The 18,095-nt window shown below is 47.8% G+C and carries 16 protein-coding genes; 6 read left to right on the top strand and 10 right to left on the bottom strand.

From position 1 onward, the window contains the following. Positions 1 to 7 precede the first annotated feature (7 nt). Both HFN16_RS16290 and HFN16_RS16295 read left to right on the top strand, forming a co-directional pair. Positions 8 to 664 (top strand): TIGR00730 family Rossman fold protein, encoded by a 657-nt coding sequence (locus HFN16_RS16290; protein WP_168892400.1) that lies wholly within the window; start codon positions 8 to 10, stop codon positions 662 to 664. Positions 665 to 669: 5 nt separating this feature from the next. Further along, complete coding sequence (locus tag HFN16_RS16295; RefSeq protein WP_168891760.1) at positions 670 to 1,566, top strand: DMT family transporter; 897 nt, start codon at positions 670 to 672, stop codon at positions 1,564 to 1,566. Between the two features lie 110 nt (positions 1,567 to 1,676). Here HFN16_RS16295 and HFN16_RS16300 read toward each other — a convergent pair whose 3' ends face one another. The 5 genes from HFN16_RS16300 to HFN16_RS16320 form a co-directional block, all read right to left on the bottom strand. Continuing rightward, positions 1,677 to 3,404, bottom strand: coding sequence for a methyl-accepting chemotaxis protein (locus tag HFN16_RS16300; RefSeq protein ID WP_247648366.1), 1,728 nt, complete (start codon positions 3,402 to 3,404; stop codon positions 1,677 to 1,679). A 221-nt stretch (positions 3,405 to 3,625) separates the two neighbouring features. Then, positions 3,626 to 3,868, bottom strand: coding sequence for a hypothetical protein (locus tag HFN16_RS18940; RefSeq protein ID WP_168891761.1), 243 nt, complete (start codon positions 3,866 to 3,868; stop codon positions 3,626 to 3,628). Between the two features lie 2 nt (positions 3,869 to 3,870). Further along, positions 3,871 to 5,400: a 2,3-bisphosphoglycerate-independent phosphoglycerate mutase gene (gene gpmI / locus HFN16_RS16310; RefSeq protein ID WP_168891762.1), complete on the bottom strand. Its 1,530-nt coding sequence runs from the start codon at positions 5,398 to 5,400 to the stop codon at positions 3,871 to 3,873. A 15-nt stretch (positions 5,401 to 5,415) separates the two neighbouring features. Next, complete coding sequence (gene rsfS, locus HFN16_RS16315; RefSeq protein WP_168891763.1) at positions 5,416 to 5,787, bottom strand: ribosome silencing factor; 372 nt, start codon at positions 5,785 to 5,787, stop codon at positions 5,416 to 5,418. A gap of 20 nt (positions 5,788 to 5,807) precedes the next feature. Further along, positions 5,808 to 6,410, bottom strand: coding sequence for a nitroreductase family protein (locus tag HFN16_RS16320; protein WP_168891764.1), 603 nt, complete (start codon positions 6,408 to 6,410; stop codon positions 5,808 to 5,810). Positions 6,411 to 6,750: 340 nt separating this feature from the next. Between HFN16_RS16320 and HFN16_RS16325 the strand changes: the two genes are divergently transcribed. The 3 genes from HFN16_RS16325 to HFN16_RS16335 all read left to right on the top strand — a co-directional run bounded on the left by HFN16_RS16325 (position 6,751) and on the right by HFN16_RS16335 (position 9,091). Continuing rightward, positions 6,751 to 8,055 carry a phenylacetate--CoA ligase gene (locus tag HFN16_RS16325; protein WP_168891765.1) on the top strand — a complete coding sequence of 435 codons (1,305 nt, stop codon included), beginning with the start codon at positions 6,751 to 6,753 and terminating at the stop codon, positions 8,053 to 8,055. A gap of 15 nt (positions 8,056 to 8,070) precedes the next feature. Further along, positions 8,071 to 8,502, top strand: a complete 432-nt coding sequence (locus HFN16_RS16330; protein WP_168891766.1) for an ACT domain-containing protein — start codon at positions 8,071 to 8,073, stop codon at positions 8,500 to 8,502. Between the two features lie 241 nt (positions 8,503 to 8,743). After that, complete coding sequence (locus HFN16_RS16335; protein ID WP_168891767.1) at positions 8,744 to 9,091, top strand: Hpt domain-containing protein; 348 nt, start codon at positions 8,744 to 8,746, stop codon at positions 9,089 to 9,091. 73 nt (positions 9,092 to 9,164) lie between these two features. On the opposite strand, the gene HFN16_RS16340 is transcribed toward HFN16_RS16335, so the two are convergent. After that, the gene (locus HFN16_RS16340; protein WP_168891768.1) at positions 9,165 to 10,526 is read right to left on the bottom strand and encodes an MATE family efflux transporter; all 1,362 of its coding nucleotides are present in this window, start codon (positions 10,524 to 10,526) and stop codon (positions 9,165 to 9,167) included. A 96-nt stretch (positions 10,527 to 10,622) separates the two neighbouring features. Between HFN16_RS16340 and cls the strand changes: the two genes are divergently transcribed. Next, complete coding sequence (gene cls, locus HFN16_RS16345; RefSeq protein ID WP_168891769.1) at positions 10,623 to 12,068, top strand: cardiolipin synthase; 1,446 nt, start codon at positions 10,623 to 10,625, stop codon at positions 12,066 to 12,068. Positions 12,069 to 12,186: 118 nt separating this feature from the next. On the opposite strand, the gene dapB is transcribed toward cls, so the two are convergent. Genes dapB through uvrB form a run of 4 tightly spaced genes read right to left on the bottom strand, consistent with a single transcriptional unit; the run spans position 12,187 to position 18,085 of the window. Continuing rightward, positions 12,187 to 12,966 (bottom strand): 4-hydroxy-tetrahydrodipicolinate reductase, encoded by a 780-nt coding sequence (gene dapB / locus HFN16_RS16350; RefSeq protein ID WP_168891770.1) that lies wholly within the window; start codon positions 12,964 to 12,966, stop codon positions 12,187 to 12,189. Positions 12,967 to 12,989: 23 nt separating this feature from the next. Further along, positions 12,990 to 15,014 (bottom strand): NAD-dependent DNA ligase LigA, encoded by a 2,025-nt coding sequence (gene ligA, locus HFN16_RS16355; RefSeq protein ID WP_168891771.1) that lies wholly within the window; start codon positions 15,012 to 15,014, stop codon positions 12,990 to 12,992. A gap of 23 nt (positions 15,015 to 15,037) precedes the next feature. Then, positions 15,038 to 16,072 carry a potassium channel protein gene (locus HFN16_RS16360; protein WP_168891772.1) on the bottom strand — a complete coding sequence of 345 codons (1,035 nt, stop codon included), beginning with the start codon at positions 16,070 to 16,072 and terminating at the stop codon, positions 15,038 to 15,040. Positions 16,073 to 16,075: 3 nt separating this feature from the next. Beyond that, the gene (uvrB, locus tag HFN16_RS16365) at positions 16,076 to 18,085 is read right to left on the bottom strand and encodes an excinuclease ABC subunit UvrB (protein ID WP_168891773.1); all 2,010 of its coding nucleotides are present in this window, start codon (positions 18,083 to 18,085) and stop codon (positions 16,076 to 16,078) included. Positions 18,086 to 18,095: the final 10 nt, after the last annotated feature.

Here is an 18,095-nt window from a genome sequence, read left to right on the forward strand (position 1 = left end):
TACCATGATGCGCCGTTCCAAGCAGTACCTCATCGACGATCTTTCCATCCAAGAGTCTTGGCGACTCTTCAAGATCATGTCCGAAATCGTTGATGGTTTCGAAAACCTCTCAGAAATCGGTCCGGCCGTATCAATGTTCGGTTCAGCTCGTGTACAACCAGGCGAGCCTTTATACGAAAGCACCGTAGAACTCTCCAAGAAGCTCTCGGAGGCAGGTTTCTCTGTGATCACCGGTGGTGGCCCTGGCCTCATGGAAGCAGGAAACAAGGGAGCCTACGAAAATGGAGGCGAATCCATTGGCTTACATATTCACTTGCCCATGGAGCAACACAACAACCCGTATCTGAACATCCGTAGCGACTTTCGTTACTTTTTCATTCGCAAGCTGATGTTTATCAAGTATGCGCTTGCTTATGTCGCCCTTCCTGGAGGTTATGGAACTTTAGACGAACTGGCAGAAGCTCTCGTGCTTATCCAGACTCATCGTATCAAGCCTTTCCCCATTGTTCTATTCGGTTCAGAATTCTGGGCAGGGCTGGTTGACTGGTTCCGCGATCAAATCGTTGCCAACAAGTTTGCCAACGCCGAGGACCTTAATCTTTTCATCGTCACTGACGATCCCGACGAAGTCGTGGCTCATATCAAGAAGCACGTCATCATTTAGACTCCGTGACTAATAGCAAAAAAGCGCTGACATTTGGCTTGGCCACAGTGGGCATCTGGTCCACTGTGGCTTCGGCCTTCAAAATATCCCTGCGCCATCTCGATCCATTCCAACTCTTACTATGTGCCTGCACAGTTTCTTTGATCGTCCTTGCAGGAATCCTCGCCTATCAGGGCAAACTGAAAAACGTATTACGCATCCATCGTCACGACCTACTCCGCTGTGCACTGCTCGGAGCACTCAATCCTTTCCTATATTACGTCATCCTTTTCAAAGCCTATGACTTGCTACCCGCACAGGAGGCCCAGCCTCTCAATTACACATGGGCCATCACCTTATCACTATTGTCCATCCCCCTCCTTGGACAAAAAATGAGTTTTAGAGATATCTGCGCAATTCTCATTAGCTATATCGGGGTTGTGGTCATATCCACTCACGGCAATGTACTCGCGCTCCATTTTTCAAATCCAGTCGGAGTAGCTTTAGCTCTTGGCAGCACAATCATTTGGGCCCTTTATTGGATTTTTAACACACGAAGCAACATCGATCCCATGGTGGGATTATTTTTCAATTTCCTCTTCGGACTTCCACTCATCTTTTTAACAGTAGTATTATTTTCTTCAATACCATCCCTCACTTTTGAAGCATTTATCGGAGCATCCTATGTTGGCCTTTTCGAAATGGGAATCACTTTCGCTCTCTGGCTTACGGCAATGAAATACGCAGCCAAACCGGATGGTGGTGGTACAACACGTGTTGCTAATCTCATTTTTCTTTCTCCCTTCGCTTCACTCGTATTCATCTATTTTCTGGTAGGAGAAAAGATACTACCCGCAACTGTGGTTGGATTAGGCTTTATCATCGCTGGCAATGCGCTGATGCAATACAAAAGCGATAGATAATAAGGATATGAGGGCAATATAGCCCAAAGATAACACAAAAGGGCTACGGTCATCCGTAGCCCTTTTTGATCACAACACAATGGAAGTCAGCATCGACCTCCAATATGTTTCTAAACAGCCACGCGGACGTCAGCCGCAATAACCCCCAACACATTGCCGTCTACGTTGAAAAATGGACTGGATACGGTGATACAATTTTCGCCAGAGGCTGAAGACACATATACATCAGAAATATAAAAGGTCTTATTCTCTACAGCCCCTTCAAACCACGGACGATTGGCCCAACTAGCACCATAGGCAGATTGGTCCTCGGCAAAGTCTGCCACCTTGCCACTGATGTTACTTACGGTCTGGCGCCCCTTATCATCGGTGATATAGAGCAGCTCCAAAAAGTCATTACGCTTCAATGCTTGTCGCATAACCTTTTCCTGACGATTACGATCCCGAGACTGTATATCAGAAGAAACGGCCAACTCGCCAATCACATCCTGCACCTTGCCACTACCGACTAGATGAAAAACACCTGTCATGGTGGACAGATCTTCGACTCGTTCAGCTAATGAAACAACGGCTGCTGATGCTTCCTGCATCCCCTCACCTGTTGCAGTAGAAATTGAGTGTATCTCAGTAATAGTGCGAGTCACCTCTTCACTAGCAACAGACTGCTGTGAGGCAGCAGAAGCGATAGATCGAATACGATCGGCACTAGTACCAGCAAAAGAAACGATTTCCTCCAACGCCTTGCCAGACTCATTGGCAAGAGACGCAGCTCCATCGGCAAGACCTGTCATTTCCTGAACGCCTTCAATCGTCTGTGCGACCTGATCCTGAATTCCTTCAATGGCGACCCCGACATCACGGGTTGCTTCCATCGTCTTCTCAGCAAGCTTTCTGACCTCATCGGCCACTACTGCAAACCCACGTCCAGCTTCGCCTGCTCGGGCGGCTTCAATAGCTGCATTCAAGGCCAATAAATTTGTCTGATCTGCAATGTCAGAAATCACACTCATGATTCTACCGACACCCTCAGCCTGAGCCCCCAAACCTGCAACACGATCCGCCAAAGCTTGAGAATTGCCTGAGACACTACTGATAGATTCAAGGGTGCGAGTAACTACGTCTGCACCATTTCGAGCATATTCCATTGCCTTTGCCGCATCTTCAGCAGCCGCTTCAGCATTAACAGCAGTCTCAGCAACAGATGCGTTCATCTCCTCCATCGCGGAAACAGCTTCAGAAATATATCGCTGCTGATCCTCAGCACCATCCTGAGCACGCGATGAGGCACTATCCAAACGTATAGACTGATCACGAATTTCCTTAACTGACACACCCAACGTCTCTGCAGCAGAGAGTAACCCTTGGCACCTTGCAGCCTCGCCCTGCTCTCTGGCCTGGGTAGCTTGGTCCAATGCTGCACAAGCTTTAGCCTGCGCTTCACAAACAACATTTTCGTTGGCTGATATCTGCTCCTTCAACCCTCCAATGTAGCTGACAATTTGGTCCAATTCACCATTAAAGTTGCCAATTTTGTCAGTGCGCATCATCAGATCTGTAGTGACTTCATTACCACTGGCAACAACTGACAGCACCTCATTCATCACTTTGATTTTATTTACACTTCGAAAATACATCACACATATGGAAGCACCTATACCCAAGACAGCTAGCAGAGCCATCACAGTAAAACTCCACTTCCATACCACCAATTCCGATGACAGTTTTGTCACTTGGCTGTCACTGGCCCATGCAGAAGAATCACCAACAACACTCATCGCAAGCATTGCCAAAAGGCATGAAATAACCGCCAGATACGTCTTACTCTCCCTCTCTCTCACAGTTCTTCCCCGTCATTTTAATAGATTTACGACAAGAACTGCTAAGCAATAGTGAGGCCAACTCATGTCATGATGCCTTCACGCTACTTTCTCACGAAACCGAACAAAGACTAAGAAGTGCGGTCTGGTAGAAGCTTCTTTAGATAAAGTCTAGAGTTACTTTAGAGAATATAAATGCGGTTAAAGAGGTTGAGCTCCTTAACCGCATACCGAAAGAACGACTACAGAAAGTCTGGATCTATGGCAGCTTTGCCGCCTGACAAAATAACTTTCATATATCTTATGGTTCGATCATCAACTGGCACGATGGGGAAATTCTCACGACAGGCATCACACTGAGCCATAGCAGGTCGAGAAGGGGCAATCAGAGGCACCTCACGACTACAATGGGGACAAGGATAAAGAAAAATAATTTCCATGCCCGCAGGTTTCACAGGAGTCAAAGGCTTACTGGAGAGAGACATGGTTATCCTTTTGTAATGAGGTTCTTTCCGGTCATGGCATCAGGCTGAGTAAAGCCCCAGAGACCGAGAATTGTAGGTGCTATATCACCCAATATACCTTCTTTAAGATTAGATTTCTCGCATCCCTCTTCAATATAAATAAGTGGGACTGGGTTGGTTGAATGAGCGGTGTGCGGAGAACCGTCTTCAGCAATCATCTGCTCAGCATTGCCATGGTCAGCAGTCAACAAGACACGCCCCCCCTGTTCCAGCATCGCATCAACAATACGTGCCACACATCCATCCACTGTTACACATGCCTTGGTGGCAGCATCAATAATACCGGTATGTCCCACCATATCAAGGTTTGCAAGATTACAAACACACAGATCATAGTCCGGCAACTTATCTATGAGAATATCAGCGACTTCGTCAGCGCTCATCTGCGGCTTCTGGTCATAAGTAGCCACTTCGCGAGGAGATGGAATCATAACACGATCTTCATTCGCAAATGGCTCTTCACGTCCGCAATTGAGAAAATACGTAACGTGAGCATATTTTTCCGTCTCTGCTATTCGCAACTGTTTCATGCCCTTCTCAGCTACGACCTCCCCTAATGGATTATCATAACTCTCAGGGGGGAAGGCGTTGGGCATGGGAAATGTTGACTCATACCTTGTCATAGTGACAAAGCCCGCCAATTTTACCTGCCTAGTACGCTCGAATTCACTGAAATCATCATCGAAAATCGCACGGGATATTTCACGAGCCCGGTCTGCCCGAAAATTGAAGAAGAACAGCCCGTCGCCATCACCAATTTTGCCGTCAACACCATCTACTACGCCCGGCTTTACGAATTCATCATTTTCACCAAGATCGTAAGATGCCTGGATACCGACTAATGGATCACTCATTACAACGCCGTTGCCATCCACCAGTGCTTTATAGGCGACTTCCACTCGCTCAAAACGCTTATCACGGTCCATGGCCCAGTATCGGCCACTTACGGTAGCAACCTGGCCAATACCGAGTTCATCCATCTTCGCAATTAGCTGACGAGTGTATTCCTTACCGCTGGCAGGCGGAGTATCACGGCCATCTAAAAACACATGGACATAAACCTGCTCCAGCCCCTGCGCTTTGGCAGCTTCCAAAATAGCATAGATGTGATTCTGGTGACTGTGCACACCGCCATCGGAAACCAAGCCCATCAGATGCAAGCGCCCGCTTCCGGCCTTCGTCTTGCCAATTAAATCGAGTAGAGCCTCATTCTGTCTGAATGAGCCCTTTTCAATGGCCATGTCGATGCGGGTCATATCCTGATATATAACACGCCCCCCACCGATGTTCATATGGCCTACTTCGGAGTTCCCCATGAAGCCATCGGGAAGGCCAACCGCCCGACCGGAACACAGAAGCTGTGTGCTGGGATATTTGTCGAACAATCCGTCAAGATACGGCGTGGGAGCATTCTTCACACAATTGCCCTCACCATCCGGGGCCACACCCCATCCGTCCAAAATCAACAGCAATGTCTTCTTAGGCTCGGCCATCATGGTCTCCAATAGTTATGCTTGGAATTCGACTCGCGGTGCTTCCGCCCACATACCTTCGATATTGTAGAATCCACGGAGCTCGTCCAGAAAGATATGGACCAACACGTCATTAAGATCCAACAGAATCCATTCACCGGTCTGCTGGCCTTCCATGCGCAGAAACTCGACGTTATCTTCAGCGCACATGTCCAAAACGTAATCAGCCAGAGCCTTGGCGTGCTTTACACCACGTGCAGAAACCACAATGGTCATATTGGTCACGGAGCTGACTTTCTCAACATCCATTATGACCAACTCTCCACCTTGCTTCTCGTCCAGCCACTTGGCAACGAGAAGCGCCTTCTCTTCACTGGGAATCAAACTAAATTTCTTGGGCTTGTTCATTTATCTCACTCAAATATAGATTAATTATCGCAGTCTTCTTTCTTGGGGAACAGCCCCACGATCAAATCATCCAAACTGCGCTTGGGGACATGATGTTTACCATCCGAGGTGCGCCAATACTCGATTTTTCCGTCAGAGGGAAGAGGCTCGACCGTCACTTCCTCGGTAGGTACACCCAACGCAAGCACCAGCAAGACCTCATATTGCTCACCGATCCCTATCACTTGCATCACCTTTTTACGATTCACTGTGGCTATCATACAGCCCCCCAAACCTTTCTCCGCTGCCGCCAACATGATTGTCTGGCTGGCAATACCGTGATCAATATATGGATTTTCACTGATGTCTTTATCAAGCAATACTATAATATAGCCAGCAGGACGCTCTCCCTCATCAGGGCCTTTCCAATCTTTCAAATAACCGGCCCACCCAAGATGGGGGAATATTTCAGAGCACAAGTCCTCATCAGCAACGACAACATACTTCAGAGGTTGAATGTTCATTCCTGAGGGAATGAGTCGAACGGTATCCACTAAGTCTATAAGGTCGTTAACGTTGATCTTGACGGACTGATCAAACTTTCTACGACTACGGCTTCTCGCAACCAATTCCTTAAAATCCATATCCACCTCCCCAAAAATGAGCCTTTTATTGTGTAATGGAAGTCGCAAGTGATTGCAAAATACTCTTTTACCGGTGAATCCATTGAGTCGCAACAGATAAACCCCTTGACCTAAAAGAAGACATGAGCCAAACTGCCGTTTATGCATAAAACCCTATTTCTGCGCAGCTTCTTTTTTATGAGCCTCCATTAGGAAGCTCGTGGCATACGCAGTGATATTATGAACAACTACCACGGGCTTCCTTGAGACCGTGGTTTTTTTATTATGAAAACTTGGCCGATTAAAGGCCAACCCGACCATTAGGCCAACCTGTGTGGCCATTACGTGAAGGAGAGAGAGAATGATTTACGACGTGCACAATGAAACCCTGCCCAGGGAAGACCTGGAAAAGCTCCAGCTTAAACGCCTACAGGCCCTGTGTGAGCGGGTGTACGCCAATGTCCCGTTCTACAAAAAGAAATTTGACGAAAAGGGTGTCAAACCGCAGGATATCAAGTCCCTGAAGGACCTTACCCTGCTGCCCTTCACCGTAAAGCAAGACCTGCGCGATCAGTACCCCTTTGGCATGTTTGCTGTGCCCAAGGACCAGATCGTCCGCATCCATTCGTCCTCCGGCACTACTGGTACAGCCACAGTAGTTGGCTACACCAAGCGTGACATCGACAATTGGGGAGAACTTATGGCTCGCTCCTTCATGGCAGCCGGAGCCAGTGCTGCGGACACTGTACATAATGCATATGGCTATGGGCTCTTCACCGGCGGCCTGGGCGCCCACTACGGCGCTGAAGCACTGGGTGCCACTGTAATCCCCATATCTGGAGGGGCCACTCGCCGTCAGGTAAGCCTGCTCAAAGACTTTGCACCCGACGTCATCTGTTGCACCCCGTCCTACGCTCTTTTCCTTGCTGAGACAGGAGAGGATATGGGCATCAACATTAAGGACCTCCCTCTGCGCATCGGTATTTTCGGTGCCGAACCGTGGACCGAAGAAATGCGCCGCAGTATCGAAAAGAAACTCGGCATCACTGCCATAGACATCTACGGCCTTTCCGAAATCATGGGACCTGGCGTTGCCATCGAATGTCATCAGGCGCAAGATGGCCTCCACATCCAAGAGGACCACTTCTTAGCCGAGACCATTGATCCTGAAACAGGCGATCCTGTTGGTCCGGGCGAAGAAGGTGAACTCGTTTTCACTACTCTGACCAAAGAAGGCATTCCGCTTATCCGCTATCGCACCCGCGATCTGACGACCTTGAACACCACACCTTGCAAGTGTGGCCGAACCACTGCCCGCATGAAACGCGTCACCGGTCGCTCCGACGACATGCTCATCATTCGCGGTGTCAACGTCTTCCCGTCACAGATCGAGTCCATCCTCATCGAAACCGAAGGTCTCACCCCGCATTACCAACTCATCGTGGAACGCCAAGGCAACCTCGACACCCTTGAAGTTCAGGTCGAGGTCAGTGACACTATGTTCTCCGACGAGATTAAGAATTTACAACTTCTGGAAAGGAAGGTAATGAAGAATATCAAGGAATTCCTCGGCGTCACAGCCAAGGTCCGATTGGTCAACCCCAAAGAGATCGAACGCTCCATGGGCAAGGCCAAGCGCATCATTGATAAACGCAACGAAGCTTAATCCTAGGAGAATACAATGAAAGTAGATCAGCTCTCCATATTCCTGGAAAACCGCGCCGGTCGCCTGGCAGAAGTAACTCGTATTCTGTCCGAAGCAGGTGTAAATATTCGAGCCCTGTCCTTGGCTGACACCTCGGACTTCGGCATCCTTCGCCTCATCGTCTCAGACTTTGATACCGCAAAAGCCAAACTCAAAGATAACGGCTTCACTGTTGGTCGCACATCTGTAGTTGCAGTCAAGGTTTCTGATGATCCAGGCGGACTTCACAACATACTGACTATGCTACAAAATGCAGGTATCAACGTTGAGTACATGTACGCTTTCGTACAGCAGTCCGGAGACTCCGCAGTACTCATACTCCGATTTGATCGCACTGAACAAGGTATTGAGTTACTTCAGAAGAACAATATCGAAATCATCCCCGGAGACACTCTTTACTCCATGTAGCTGTATTATTAGTACAAATAAAAAAGGTGGAAGCATATGCTTCCACCTTTTTTATTTGTTCAACGCCCCCAATACACACTTCCCCAAATGAGTGTGAAAATATGAGCAGTCCTTTTTCTTCCAAAAAGTATTGCTCAAAAAAAGCCCGTGACGTATACGAACATTGTTTTGGTATTCACTGGCAGTGGGGGAAACCGTGAATGGGGTTAATAAAAAACAAACGTCCTACTCGAGGACTCAAATGGCGGAAAAAGAAGTAATCGACAGCAAATTCCTGGAATCAATGGCCGGTAAACAACCTTTTCTCAAAAGAATGTTTACAGTCTTTATCTCTCAGGAGCCCAAACGAATTGAAGAGATTCGAGAGGCTCTCAAAGCGCAAGACGTTGATCGTCTTCGTCACCTTGCTCATGCTCTTAAAGGTGGAGCAGCGACAATGGGTGTCGAACGAGTCAGAGATTGTTGCCTTCTCCTTGAGAATGCATCCAAAGCTCAAGATATGACTGCTGCTCACGAACATCTTGTTGATCTAGAATTAGAGATGCGAACCGCATACCGATTCATGTTCAATTACTTAGCTGAACACTAGTTGATATCAATTGAATTAGAAAAGGCCTGTCATAAGCAATGACAGGCCTTTTTCATTCATTATTACAAAACATCTAACGACACGCCATTCTAAGTGGAGCCTCGCCAATCCCTGGCCAAATACGCACAAGTCCAAAAGCAGCACGAATAAAGGTCCACAGCGCAGTCGCCATCCAGATGTAAACTAGAATATGAACTGGTTGCAATTGATCAAGAGAATAAACCAATCCTCCTGCCAGACATGAAGCAACGATCATAGCATTCCGAAGATATCGAAAATCTCCTGTTCCCCAATGAATGCCATCAGTGGCAAAAGAAAGAGCTCCCAAGGGCTGGGTTAAGGCTACAACCCACCAAGCAGGCCCAAAAACCAACAAGGCATCTGGCGGAACCAGTAGCCACGCAACCCCATTTTCGCCAACAATCATCGCAGCACACATCGCTAGACCTGTTCCCACACTCCATATGCATACCATTCGAGCAACGCTTCTGGCATATCGGACTTCTCCAGCACCAAGAAAGTAGCCCACGAGGCTCTGCCCTGTGATTGCAAAAGCATCGAGAAACAGAGCAGCAAAGATGAAGAACTGACGTATGGCTTGATACGCTGCCCCCTCATTCGCCCCGGCGTGATTGGCAACACGAGTGCACAAAGCCAAAAACAGTAAAACCATCCCGGTACGTACAAACAGATCGCCACCAATCTTGAGAAGCTTGGCAACACCTGCGCCACGAATATGAAATGTCAAACCAACCGATTGCGCCACTACAACCAGGCCCCACGCCGCACCAATCCACTGACTCACAGTACTCGCGATCGCAGCCCCAGCTACACCCAGTTCGGGAAATGGTCCAACTCCAAAAATCAACAACCAATCCAAAAGCAGATTAATCAAGTTTATACCGACGGCCACATACAATGGGGTTCGCATATCCTGCGCCCCTCGTAATGCCCCAAAACAGGCTATCGAAACCAATACAGCAGGAGCGCCAAGCAGTCGATAAAACATGTACTCGCAAGCAAGCTCATTAACTGCCCCTGCAGCACCAAGCAAACTGCCAATAGACTTCAGTACAGGCATGGCACCGAGCATAAGAACAATTCCGATGCACGCAGCCATCATAATCGCTAACGACACCACCTTAACTGCATGATCGTGATTTCCGCCTCCCTCATCCTTTGCCACCTCAGTCTGCGTTCCAACTCCGAGAAAAGAAAAGGCCCAGAAGATTGACGAAAAAGCCACTGTTCCTACACCTAATGCGGCTACGGGCTCCGAACCGGGCAAACGCGCTACGAACGCAGTGTCAGCTAGCCCAGTCAGAGGCTCGGCCACCAGTGAAAAGAGGACAGGAACAGCCAAGCCTGCAAGGGTACGATGCGGTTGAGAAAGGAATGGATGGTCTTTTGTTTTTTCTATCTTGGTACTACTCATGAATGATTTTCCTTCGGGTGAAATCCGATCACATTTCATCCATGCAGGCAACAGGATATATTGCCACAATCATCATACTTCTGGTAATCAGATTCCATGCTTACAGAAGACGTACATTTTCTCATCACTGCATTCAGCCTTTTCTATACAGTCGTTGAGATTACAGCCATCATCACCGCCATAATTGCTGTACGCGACACACGCACCCCACAAGGGGCAGTTGCTTGGGCAATATCACTAGTAACCTTTCCCCTACTCACACTCCCATTTTACTGGGTATTTGGTAGAAGCAAATTTCATGGTTACGTTGACGCCATGCGCGCTGGAGAAGAAAGATTTCTTGAATTGGTGGAAGACAAACACAATATCCCCCAAGTCCCACGGCTTTCGGAACGAAAGCGTCCGCACACCCCTCGTGCTGCATTTGAAACATTAGCAGAGATTCCATTTCTGAAAGGAAACGACTTAGAGCTACACATTAATGGGCACGACACTTTCGACGCAATTTTCAGTTACATCAATCAAGCTAAAAAATACGTGCTTATTCAGTTCTTCATTGTTCACGATGATGAACTTGGCAAACGTTTACAAAAACTGCTCGTTCGAAAAGCCCGCGAGGGGGTACGCATTAACTTTCTTTACGACGAAATCGGATGCCACAAGACCCCGCCTTCATACTGGAATACCATGCGTAAAGCTGGCGTCGATGTACACCCTTTCCACACTCGCCGAGGCCGCGGCAACCGATTTCAACTCAATTTCCGCAACCACAGGAAAATAGTTGTCATCGATGGGCAAACCGCTTTCGTGGGTGGTCATAATATAGGTAACGAATATCTCGGAGTCTCAGACAAATTCGATGGTTGGCGCGATACCCATATGAGAATTACAGGCCCAGCAGTCATCGGCGTTCGCATCAGCTTCGCCAAAGATTGGTTTTGGGCAACAGGCGAACTATACGAAATCGATCTTTCCCTACCTGAACCTTCAGGCAATGCCGACGTCTTGGCACTGGCAACTGGCCCAGCAGACGATCTGGAATCCTGTTCTCTCATGTTCATTCGCGCCATTAACTCTGCTCAAAAACGCTTCTGGATTGCTAGCCCATATTTCGTTCCAGACAGCTCTGTATGCAAAGCCCTTCAATTGGCAGCAATGCGTGGTGTAGACGTCCGCATTCTTCTCCCTCGCAAGCCAGATCATCTGCTTGTATACTTAGCAGGGTTTGCCTGCCTCAAAGAGCTTAAGATGCCCGGCATCCGTGTTTTCAGGTACAATGAAGGATTTCTGCACCAAAAAGTATTTCTCGCAGACGACAAGTTGGCCGGGGTAGGCACCGCGAACTTGGACAACCGTTCATTCCGACTCAATTTCGAAATAACCATGCTTGTAGAGGATATTCCCTTCTGCAATCAGATAGAGCAAATGTTCCAAGTTGATTTCACCAATAGTGTGGAGACTGGCACTCAGGAATATCACAATAAAAATGTCGTCTACCAAACCGTTATCAAATTCGCCCGCCTCCTCTCTCCAATTCTCTAAAATGTGTAGTTGCTTCTAGCTGCTTGTAAAACAATCAATAATCACCATTGTCCGCATATAGCGTTAAAAAAAAAGGGCTTCCATATGGAAGCCCTTTTACAATTACGATTCTAAACCGTTAGAAAATGTCAGCCATAGCATAGAGCTTTCCAGGCTTCTGCAGGGCCACCCACTTGGCAGCACGAAGAGCACCAGAGGCAAAGGTTTCACGAGAATGCGCACGATGAGTCACTTCAATACGCTCGCCCGGGCCAAAAAAGTACATGGTATGATCACCAACAACATCGCCGCCTCGCAAGGTCTGCACACCAATTTCCTTCTGGGGGCGTTCGCCAATGATGCCATCACGACAATGCTTTTTGACGTCATCATATTCCCAGCCACGGGCCTCAGCTAAACACTGAGCCAACTTGAGAGCAGTCCCAGAGGGAGAATCTTTCTTCATCTTGTGATGAGTCTCGACCATCTCCATATCATAAGCCTCCCCCAAATACTGAACAAGCTGGGGCAGCACCTTGAGAAGCACATTGACCCCAACAGACATATTGGGTGCAAAGAAAATGGGCGTTTCCTTTGCAGACTTCTCCAACTCCGCCACCTGCTCTTTATTCAAACCAGTTGTTCCGATGACAACAGGATTGCCGTGCTTGGCAGCAACTCTTGCATTCTCCACAGAAGCTTCAGGAGCCGTAAAATCAATAATCACAGCACCCGGAACTTCCGGCAAAAGCTCGTCCAGACAATCAGAAGCGGTACAACCGTCATGATCGATGCCGGCGGCATTCCCTTTACGTTCACAAGCTCCCACCAAGTTGAGTTCATCGTCTGCCAGAGTAAGATTTACCAGAGTATTCCCCATGCGCCCTTTAGCGCCCAGAATTACGATATCAGTAGCCATCTCTCTCTCCTGCTACGTTAAATTTATTCGGCTTTTTGGAGTAATTCCTGAAAGCCTTCGAAGTCAATAATTTCAAGCCCTAGCTTCTCGGCCTTAGCGACCTTGGAGCCAGCCTTTTCTCCGGCTACCACGTAATCGACCTTCTTGGAAATGGATTTGACTGCAGAGCCGCCATGCTCCTCAACAATAGCGTGGGCTTCATTTCGCTTAATTGGTAACGTGCCAGTGAAAATAAACACCTTTCCAGCCAAAGGCGAATCCTTGCTTTGTTCTGATCCATTTTCACCACCAGTAGGCCAAAAACCGACGGCTTTGAAGCGCTCAAGCATCTCCTTGGTGGTATCACTTTGAAAGTAATCCCACAGAGAATCGGCCACTATGGGCCCAATGTCGTCCAACTCCTGCAAAGCTTCGCGCGTCTCTTTACCAATTGCTTCAAGGTCTTCAAAATTATTTGCCAGAGTTCGAGCTGTCTGTTCTCCAACGTGCCGAATACCCAAAGCTGCGATAAGCCGCCATAGCGGAGCTTCTTCCTTGGCCTTTGCAACTGCGGCAATGAACTTAGCTGCGGATTTGTCTCCCATGCCTTCATACTTGAGAAGTGCTGTCTTTTCCAAAGTAAACAGGTCGACTGGAGAAACAAGGACTTCATCAATAGCCAGTCGCTCAACCCACTTTTTGCCTACCCCTTCCATATCGAGGCCGGCTTTAGATACAAAGTGTATTATTCGCTGTACGGTCTTGGCTGGGCACACTTCGTTAGTACAACGCACAGCCTCACCGTCCTCACGCGCATCGCTTTTACACACAGGACAAACCAATGGGAACTCATATACTTCTGCCGTATCAGGACGAGCATCAATGTCTACAGACAACACCTGTGGAATAACATCACCGGCGCGCTGTATGAGCACAGTGTCACCGATTCGAAAGTCACGCTCCTCAATATAACCTTTGTTGTGCAGAGTCGCATTGCTCACAACAACACCAGCCAATGGCACAGGCTCTAGCTCTGCCACAGGAGTCAACACCCCGGTACGCCCCACCTGAATGCGAATATCCTTGAGCTTGGTCTTGGTTTGATGAGCAGGAAACTTTAAAGCCAAGGCCCATCGTGGTGCACGAGAAGTAAAACCAAGCGCTTTCTGTTGATCAAGATTATTGAGCTTCGCAACCACACCGTCGATCTCAAACGACAGGGATTCACGTCGCACCATCAGTTCTTCAAAATAGTCTGCAACTTCCTGACGCGTCTTACACAGCTTGGCCTCTGGAGGAATGGAAAAACCAAGTTCCTTGAGGCCATCCATAATCTCTTTTTGACTGGACCACGCGAACATGGGCATAGCCCACTCAACGCGTCCAATGCCATACCCCATAAAACGCAAAGGCCTTGCCGCTGCAACCTTGGGATCAAGCTGTCGGATAGAACCAGCCGAAGCATTTCTTGGATTAGCAAAGACTTTATCGCCAGCATTTCGCTGCCGTTCATTTAAAGCCGCAAAATCGCTATTCGACATAACGACTTCACCACGCACCTCTAATAGATTCGGAATATTGGAACCGCGAAGTTTCAATGGGAGATTCATAACCGTACGCATATTGTGGGTCACATCTTCGCCCACAAGACCATCACCGCGCGTAGCGGCACGCACAAACATCCCTTTCTCGTAAATCACCTCAACTGCCAACCCATCCATTTTAGGGTCAGTCCAATATTCGGCGTCTTCACGATTCAGTCCTCTGCTCACCCTATCTGTAAAAGCAAACCACTCATCGAGATTCATGGCGTTATCAAGGCTATACATGCGTAAGGCATGCTCGTAGGGAGTAAATCCTTCTGCAGGCTCTCCACCTACCCTCTTAGAGGGAGAATTCGGATCGTCCAGGTGAGGATGTTCATCTTCAAGAGCGACCAGTTCACGAAACAATTCGTCGTACTCAGCATCCGAAATCTCGGGAGCGTCCAGTACATAATAGCAGTGGTTGTGATGCTCGATTTTTTCGCGCAACAAAACCACGCGCTTTTCAACGTCGGATACAGTCATATAGTATTATCAGCCTGTTTGAATTACAGGATTTCTTTTATTTCATTCAAATTGGATTTCTTGCCAACGGCAAGCAGAGTGTCATAGGCGTGAATGACTTCCTTGGGACCTGGATTAAAGACCATCTCCCCTGTACCTGTTTTGATAGCAATAATGATCAAATTGAATCGAGGACGAATCTTGGACTCAATGAGATCCAGTTCGCACAACTCGGAATCCGGAGTAACTTCCAGTTCTTCCATCTGAAGATCAATACCACCTCGAACAGCCAGTTCCAGGAAGTTTGTAACTGTAGGTCGAAGCACATTCTGAGCCATTCGTAAGCCACCAATAAAATGCGGTAACACAACACGATCGGCTCCAGCCAACTCCAAGCGAGAAATGTGAGATTTGTCGCCTGCGCGGGCAACGATGGTTATGTTCGGATTCAACTGCCGAGCTGTGAGGGTCACATAAACATTCGCAGCTTCGCTGGTGAGAGCAGAAATCAAAGATTTAGCGTGCAATAGGCCGGCTGTAAGCAACACCTCATCACTTGTGGCATCACCATCAATACAAAGAATGCCATCTTGCTCCATTTTATCTATTAGATCAGGGTCCTGCTCGATGACGACAACATCGTGCCCTTCTGCCAATATTTCCTGTACTACAATGCTGCCGATGCGACCATGCCCACAAATAATAAAATGATCTCTGAGCTTTGAGATTTCTTTCAACATTTTATGTTTACCCCACAATATTTGCAAACGACCGTCAATCAACACTTGCGCAAAGGCACCTGCGATATAAACGAAACCACCAACACCACCCATGATCAAAAAGGAAGTAAAAATACGTCCTGGATCGGATAGCTGATTAACCTCCATGAAGCCAACCGTGGAGAGGGTTATTACCACCATATAAAAGGAGCTGGTAAAATCCCAATCCTCGTATCCCATATAAAAAGCGATGCCTATGATGAACACGAAAAACAGATAAACCACACCAAGAGCAACGCTCCAAAATGAGCCAAGCCTTGCTCTCAGCCTGAGCATCCGTCTATGGATTTTCTCGAACATGGGCTACCCCAACTCCAGTATGCGTTCACGCAGCAAAGCGACTCGATCTCTTAGTTCGGCCGCCCGCTCGAATTCCAATTCCTTTGCAGCTTCACGCATTTCGCGCTCCAGCCGTTTGACGGTCTTCTGTAACTGCTTGGGATCAGTAGAGCCATAATCAGCTCCTGTCTCAGCAGCCATGCCAACATTGGCTCTATTACCGTCACTCTTGCCACCCAACTCGCCAAACAGATTATCGACGCTTTTGCGGATGGTCTTGGGCGTGATGTCATTTTCGATGTTATATTGTTTCTGCTTGTCACGACGTCGAGCTGTTTCTTCCATGGCCTCAGCCATAGAGCCCGTGACTTTATCAGCATACAAGACAACCCTGCCGTCGGCATTTCGCGCAGCACGCCCGAACGTCTGAATGAGCGATCGATTTGAGCGCAGAAAACCTTCTTTATCTGCGTCCAGAATCGCCACCAAAGAAACCTCTGGAATATCCAGCCCTTCACGAAGCAAGTTAATCCCCACCAACACGAAGAACTCACCTGTACGCAAAGCCTGAATTATTGCCATACGTTCAAGTGTGTCGATGTCCGAATGCAGATACCGAGACGGAACTCCCATCGAATTGAGATAGTCGTTCAAATCCTCGGCCATACGCTTAGTAAGCGTTGTGACCAGAACACGTTCGTCCCTTGATTGTCTTTTTTTACATTCCGAAAGCAAATCGTCAATCTGTCCCTGTACTTTTCGCACTTCCACGTTGGGATCAAGCAATCCCGTAGGACGAATGATTTGCTCCACAACAACACCTTGCGCCAAGTCCATTTCCAGTGCTCCAGGCGTAGCTGAGACATATACTGCCTGCTTGATGCGCTCTTGAAATTCATCATAATTCAATGGTCGGTTATCTAGTGCTGACGGCAAACGAAAGCCAAAATCTACCAGTGTAGTCTTGCGAGAACGGTCGCCATTGTACATGCCTCCCACCTGAGGCAAGGCGATATGAGATTCATCCACGAACAAAATAAAGTCATCAGGAAAATAGTCCAACAATGTCGCAGGCGGCTCTCCTTCAGTGCGCCCATCCAAATGACGGGAGTAATTTTCGATACCATTACAGTATCCCAACTCCTCTATGATTTCGAGATCATACATGGTGCGTTGTTCTAGCCGCTGTGCTTCTACCAGCTTATTAGTTTTTTTATAATCGGCTAAACGCACCTGCAGTTCATTACGGATATCTTCCACTGCACGATCAAGGTTGTCACGATCGGACACAAAGTGACTACCCGGATAAATAACTGTCTTTCTGAGCTTGTCTTTAACCTCGCCCGTAAGCGGATCGGTCTCAGAAATCGAGTCAATTTCATCACCAAAAAACTCAATTCGAAGTGCCTTTTCACGGCTATACGCAGGAATAATCTCGACCACATCACCACGTACTCGAAATGTACCACGATGAAAGTCGTAATCGTTGCGCTCGTAGTGAATCTCTACAAGACGAGCCAACAATTCCTCCATCGCCATCATCTGGCCTTCCTCAACAGGAATAACCATTTTGGCGTAAAAATCAGGCGAACCAAGACCATAAATACAGGAGACTGAGGCTACAATGAGAACGTCATGACGAGTAAGCAAGGCGTGAGTTGCAGCATGACGCAACTTATCAATATTATCGTTTATGGACGAGTCTTTCTCAATGTAGACATCGGAATGGGGTAAATATGCTTCCGGCTGATAATAATCATAATAACTGACAAAATACTCGACTGCATTGTCAGGGAATAGCCCACGAAATTCTGTATAAAGTTGAGCAGCAAGAGTTTTATTAGGTGCAAGCACCAATGCAGGACGATTAAGTTCAGCCACGATATTCGCCATTGTGAACGTCTTTCCCGTTCCAGTGGCTCCAAGCAAAACTTGATCTCGCACCCCCGCATTCAATCCATCAACGAGTTGACGAATCGCCTCAGGCTGATCTCCCTTTGGTGTAAATTCACTAACTAATCGAAAATCAGGCATGAAAATGTAC

This window comes from Pseudodesulfovibrio sp. zrk46 (assembly GCF_012516435.1).
In the GTDB taxonomy this organism is placed as follows: domain Bacteria; phylum Desulfobacterota; class Desulfovibrionia; order Desulfovibrionales; family Desulfovibrionaceae; genus Pseudodesulfovibrio.

Bases quoted from the DNA above. Each gene is read 5' to 3' on its own strand.
- HFN16_RS16290 (WP_168892400.1), top strand. From the start codon at position 8: ATGCGCCGTTCCAAGCAGTACCTCATCGACGATCTTTCCATCCAAGAG.
- HFN16_RS18940 (WP_168891761.1), bottom strand. From the start codon at position 3,868: ATGTCTCTCTCCAGTAAGCCTTTGACTCCTGTGAAACCTGCGGGCATG.
- gpmI (WP_168891762.1), bottom strand. From the start codon at position 5,400: ATGGCCGAGCCTAAGAAGACATTGCTGTTGATTTTGGACGGATGGGGT.
- rsfS (WP_168891763.1), bottom strand. From the start codon at position 5,787: ATGAACAAGCCCAAGAAATTTAGTTTGATTCCCAGTGAAGAGAAGGCG.
- HFN16_RS16320 (WP_168891764.1), bottom strand. From the start codon at position 6,410: ATGGATTTTAAGGAATTGGTTGCGAGAAGCCGTAGTCGTAGAAAGTTT.
- HFN16_RS16325 (WP_168891765.1), top strand. From the start codon at position 6,751: ATGATTTACGACGTGCACAATGAAACCCTGCCCAGGGAAGACCTGGAA.
- HFN16_RS16330 (WP_168891766.1), top strand. From the start codon at position 8,071: ATGAAAGTAGATCAGCTCTCCATATTCCTGGAAAACCGCGCCGGTCGC.
- HFN16_RS16335 (WP_168891767.1), top strand. From the start codon at position 8,744: ATGGCGGAAAAAGAAGTAATCGACAGCAAATTCCTGGAATCAATGGCC.
- HFN16_RS16340 (WP_168891768.1), bottom strand. From the start codon at position 10,526: ATGAGTAGTACCAAGATAGAAAAAACAAAAGACCATCCATTCCTTTCT.
- cls (WP_168891769.1), top strand. From the start codon at position 10,623: ATGCTTACAGAAGACGTACATTTTCTCATCACTGCATTCAGCCTTTTC.
- dapB (WP_168891770.1), bottom strand. From the start codon at position 12,966: ATGGCTACTGATATCGTAATTCTGGGCGCTAAAGGGCGCATGGGGAAT.
- ligA (WP_168891771.1), bottom strand. From the start codon at position 15,014: ATGACTGTATCCGACGTTGAAAAGCGCGTGGTTTTGTTGCGCGAAAAA.
- HFN16_RS16360 (WP_168891772.1), bottom strand. From the start codon at position 16,072: ATGTTCGAGAAAATCCATAGACGGATGCTCAGGCTGAGAGCAAGGCTT.
- uvrB (WP_168891773.1), bottom strand. From the start codon at position 18,085: ATGCCTGATTTTCGATTAGTTAGTGAATTTACACCAAAGGGAGATCAG.